A 4,200-nucleotide genomic window follows, 5' to 3' on the forward strand; every position below is an offset into this window, starting at 1 on the left:
AACATGGTGCTGAACCCGGACGGCAAATGGACAGCGCTGCACAATGACGAGATCTACCTCACCAAGATGCTCGGCGGAGAAATCTACCGCAATGAGCTGGCCCGTGGCCTGCGCGGCCTCGGCTACGAGGTGGACCGCAGCGGCAAAGACGGCATCGTCGAAATTAAGGGCGTGCCGCCCGCCCTGCTGTCGCTCTATTCCAAGCGCTCCGAAGCCATCGAGGCCGCCCTCGAAAAGCGCGGTCTCGACGACTCCCCCGAAAACCGTGCTCTGGCAGCTCTCGCTACCCGCGTCGCCAAAGGCGGCAATCTTGACCGTGCCGCCCTCCATGAAAACTGGCTCAACGAGGCGAAGCTACTGGGCATGGAACCCGAGCAACTGCAGGACCTGCGCCGCGCTGCAGAGCGATCCCAGCAGGTCCGGCTCGGCGGTATCAGCCGGTACGGGACGGAGGGCGATTTCGTCAAGGTAGAGGCGAAAGAGGCGCTTGGCTGGGCCGTCGCTCATCTCAGCGAGCGACAGAGTGTCTATCCGCTCCGCGATCTTCTGAAAACCGCGCTGCCACGCCTGACCTACGCCACCGTCGCGGACCTGACCCGCGAGGTCACCAGCGCGCTGAAGGACAAGACCCTTCTCCATGCTGGCCGGTCGGGCTTGAGCCCACTCCTGACGGACAAGAAGACGCTCGCCGCCGAACGCGAGGTCTTGAAGACCTACCGCGCCGGGGTTCGCGGCGGACGCCTGGATCTCGACGCCCTGAGCCTTGAAGGCCGAGATCCGGAGAAATCGCTGCAGCGCAGGCTGGCGAACACAAGCCTGACCGAAGGGCAGCGGGACGCCGTCCTGACCGGCCTTACCGGTGCGTCGCGCACTGTCGGCGTGCAGGGCTACGCCGGAACCGGCAAGACCTTCATGGTCGAAACCCTGCGCCGCTATGCCGAGAAGGCGGAGTATGAGTTGATCGGCCTTGCGCCGTCCGGGCGGGCGGTCGAAGCCCTGAAGGAGGCAATCCCCACCGCCCAGACCATGCAGTCTTGGCTCATGCAGATGCGTCAGGGCGGCGATCCGGGCGGGGAAGGGCGGGACCGCAAGATCCTTGTCGTCGATGAGGCGGGCATGATCGCCGCCACGGAAATGCGCGATCTCTTGTCCCATGCCCACCGGAGTGGCTTTGCCCGGGTGATCCTGGTCGGCGATGTGAAACAACTTGATGCCGTCAGCGCGGGGCAACCCTTCACCCAGTTGCAGCGAGCCGGCATGCCGACAGCCATGATGACTGATATTCAACGCCAACGCGACGAGGCAGGGCGAGAAGCGGTTCTCCATGCAATCCGGGGCGAGGTGAGGGCCGCGATGGCACGGATCGGCGAGGTGGTCGAGACTGGCAACCGGGCAGAAGTATCCACCAAGGTGGCGGGCCGCTGGCTGCAACTGGACCCGAAGGGCAGGGAGGAAACCGGCATTGCCGTCCTGACCAATGCGGCCCGCAAGTCCATCAACGAGGCGATCCGCACCAACTTGAAGCTCGAGGGCAAACTCGGGATCGAGGACCACGCCGTGTTGGGCCTGAAGCCCGCCGGGCTTACCCGCGCCGCTGCGGGCGATGCGCGGTCCTACAGCACCGGCGACATCATCCTGTCCCTCACCTCCTCAAAGCAGCATCAGGTCGAAAAGGGCGAACTCTATGTCGTCCTGGATCGGGACGTCCGAACCAACACAGTGAGGGTCGAAGATGTAGCGAAGGGCAGGGAGCTGATCCTGCCGCTCCGTCAGGACGAAAAGCTCGCCGCCGGCTTTGTGGTTTACACACCCGAAGAGCGTGCCTTCGCTACCGGCGACCGCGTCCGCTTCACAATCGCGGACAAGGATCGCCAGATCATCAACGGCGCTCGTGGCACCATCTCTGCGCTCGGCGACGATGCGGTCACGGTGAAGATGCCGGGGCGTGACGCTGTGACCTTGCCTCTCGACAGTGTCGCGTCGCGCGGCCTCGATCATGCCTATGCCTCCACCGTTCATGACTTTCAGGGCAGTTCGGTGAACCGGATCATCGTGGGCCTATCCTCCGCCGAGCAGCTTGCCACCCAGAAGTCTTTCTATGTGGCGATTTCGCGGATGCGGGAGGAGGCAGTTCTCGTCACCGACGATGCGGCGGCACTGGCCAAACGGATCGAGGCCAATACGGGCGACCGGCCTACGGCGCTCGAATCTTGGCTCAAGGCCGAGCGCGAACGACACGAAAAGCTGAAGGCGGATGCCCCCGTCCCGCAGGAAAGATCGGCGCAGCCGGAACGTTCGGATCGCGAACACGATCTGGCACCGCCGAAGGTTGGCACCGATCAGGATCGTCCTGACCGGCCTGCTGACTATTCCAAGCTCTTCGCCCTGCCAGTCGAGCGCAACGACGCCGAGGTGGAAGCGTCGATCAAGGCCTTCGCTGACCGCCAGAAGCAGAAAATCATCGAAGGCCCGATCCGCTGAACCGGATCGAACGAGAGACAGGAGAACACGACATGCGTTTGGAAACCACCGATGCAAGCTGGCGGATCAGGCTTGGCCCCCGCGCCCGGCAGCTGGTGCAGAGCGTGATGGGCGACGATGAGAAGCCGGATGGCGATCTTCTGGAGCGCGCCCTCTCGCAGCTGGATCAGGACCTCGCCGAGGCCAGGGGGCAGATCAATGTGCTGGAGGACATTGCAGCGCGCATCGCACCGGATCTGGCCGAGGTCAAGGCAGCCGTCCTTGAGACCTCGGGCCACACCTCCATGATGCTGGGCATGGTCTATCGCCAGCTCTTTGTCTGCCGGCAGGTCATGGGCCTGATGCCGCCGCATGGTGGGGCCGTGGGCACGATCGTCGAGAAGACGCTCGAAGTCCTGCAACTGGCAGATGACACCTATCGTCGTTTGATCCCCGAACCCGAGCGGCGCTTTCAAGACTTCGACCTCAAACTCGAAACCGAGGTGCTGGAGAAGATGGAGGCGGCAAACCGCGCCAAGGCCGCCGAGAAGGGCAAAGCGCCCGCCAAGGATGATGAAAAGGTGCTGGGATGAGCCGGGTTTCGGGTGCAAAAGTCTGGGCCAGACTGGCCCAGGGGCTGGCCCAAATTGGGCCAGGGCCCGGCCCGTTTTGGGCCAGCAGGCCCAAGCCCTTGATATTGAATCACTATTCGACATTCCGGTCGAAGGGACCCGAAACAGCCCGTAAATGTAATGATTACAGTGGTTTAGGGGGGTCCTGCAGCCTGCTGCGTCAGGTGTGTATCTTTAGCGGCTGGTACAGACGCCCCTTCCCCCTTTCGGGCCTTTTCCACCTTGGGGATGGCGCAGCCTGCCCCGCCGACGTCAGCCCCCGGCAGGGTGGCTGGCGTGCCGCCTTTTGTTTTTCGCTGGCTGTGTTTGCCCTGAATCCATTTCTCGCTCTCGCCGAAAATGAATGGCACCGGGGCTCCAGCTTCACCTCAAACAGTTCTGACGCGACCTGGAAGAAAGTAGGCTTCGAGAAATCCCCCGCCTTGTCGACAGCCGCGTCTCATCCGAAGGGCAGGGAGCCCTTGCGCTTCACGCCCGATCCTGCTGCGACGCCCTTGGCCAATCTGCGCAGCCTGATCAGCGCCGCAGAGGCCGGTTCGGCAGACTATGACTCCGTTCAGTATGGGGCTACCGTCAAACCCGCGAAGCTACCCACGGCGATGACCATTGATGAAATTCGGGCCTGGGTCGTAGGCACCCCCGGTCAGAACCATGCCATCGGGCGCTACCAGTTCATCCCACCGACTTTCGAGCGTCTGGCGTCATTGACCGGCATTGGTGGCACCGAAGTGTTCTCAGCTGACTTGCAGGATCGTTGGGCTGACATTCTCTTGGCCGAGGCTGGCTATGTCTCGTTCTTTGCTGGCGACCTCACACCCGAGACCTTCATGGACAACGTGGCTGCCGTCTGGGCGGGGCTCCCGTTGGCTGATGGCACCTCCGCTTACGAAGGCATCGCCGGCAACCACGCCACGGTCTCACGCGCGGCCTATGCCCAAAGCATGGCGATGATTTTCCCCGCGCAAAACGCTCTGGCCGCAGCCCGTCGCTGACCCGCCAGACCCGCCAGACCCGCCAGACCCGCCAGACCCGCCAGACCCGCCAGACCCGCCAGACCCGCCAGACCCGCCAGACCCGCCAGACCCGCCAGACCCGCCAGACCCGCCAG

The 4,200-nt window shown here is 63.6% G+C and carries 4 protein-coding genes; 3 read left to right on the plus strand and 1 reads right to left on the minus strand.

Annotated elements, in window-relative coordinates; all coding sequences use genetic code 11:
- The 3 genes from AC1Y2B_RS23320 to AC1Y2B_RS23330 form a co-directional block, all read left to right on the plus strand.
- On the plus strand, window positions 1–2,481 hold a 2,481-nt coding region (locus tag AC1Y2B_RS23320), incomplete at its 5' end, for an AAA family ATPase (protein WP_482255514.1).
- Between the two features lie 32 nt (window positions 2,482–2,513).
- The gene (locus AC1Y2B_RS23325) at window positions 2,514–3,053 is read left to right on the plus strand and encodes a hypothetical protein (protein ID WP_482255515.1); all 540 of its coding nucleotides are present in this window, start codon (window positions 2,514–2,516) and stop codon (window positions 3,051–3,053) included.
- Window positions 3,054–3,553: 500 nt separating this feature from the next.
- A complete protein-coding gene (locus AC1Y2B_RS23330) occupies window positions 3,554–4,084 on the plus strand; it encodes a lysozyme family protein (protein ID WP_482255516.1) in 531 nt (176 codons plus the stop codon).
- Here AC1Y2B_RS23330 and AC1Y2B_RS23335 read toward each other — a convergent pair.
- The coding region (locus AC1Y2B_RS23335; protein ID WP_482255517.1) for a hypothetical protein at window positions 4,021–4,200 on the minus strand (180 nt) is incomplete at its 5' end. The two genes, AC1Y2B_RS23330 and AC1Y2B_RS23335, sit on opposite strands and share 64 nt — an antisense overlap.

This window comes from Stagnihabitans sp., assembly GCF_964946895.1.

Bases quoted from the DNA above. Each gene is read 5' to 3' on its own strand.
- AC1Y2B_RS23325 (WP_482255515.1), top strand. From the start codon at position 2,514: ATGCGTTTGGAAACCACCGATGCAAGCTGGCGGATCAGGCTTGGCCCC.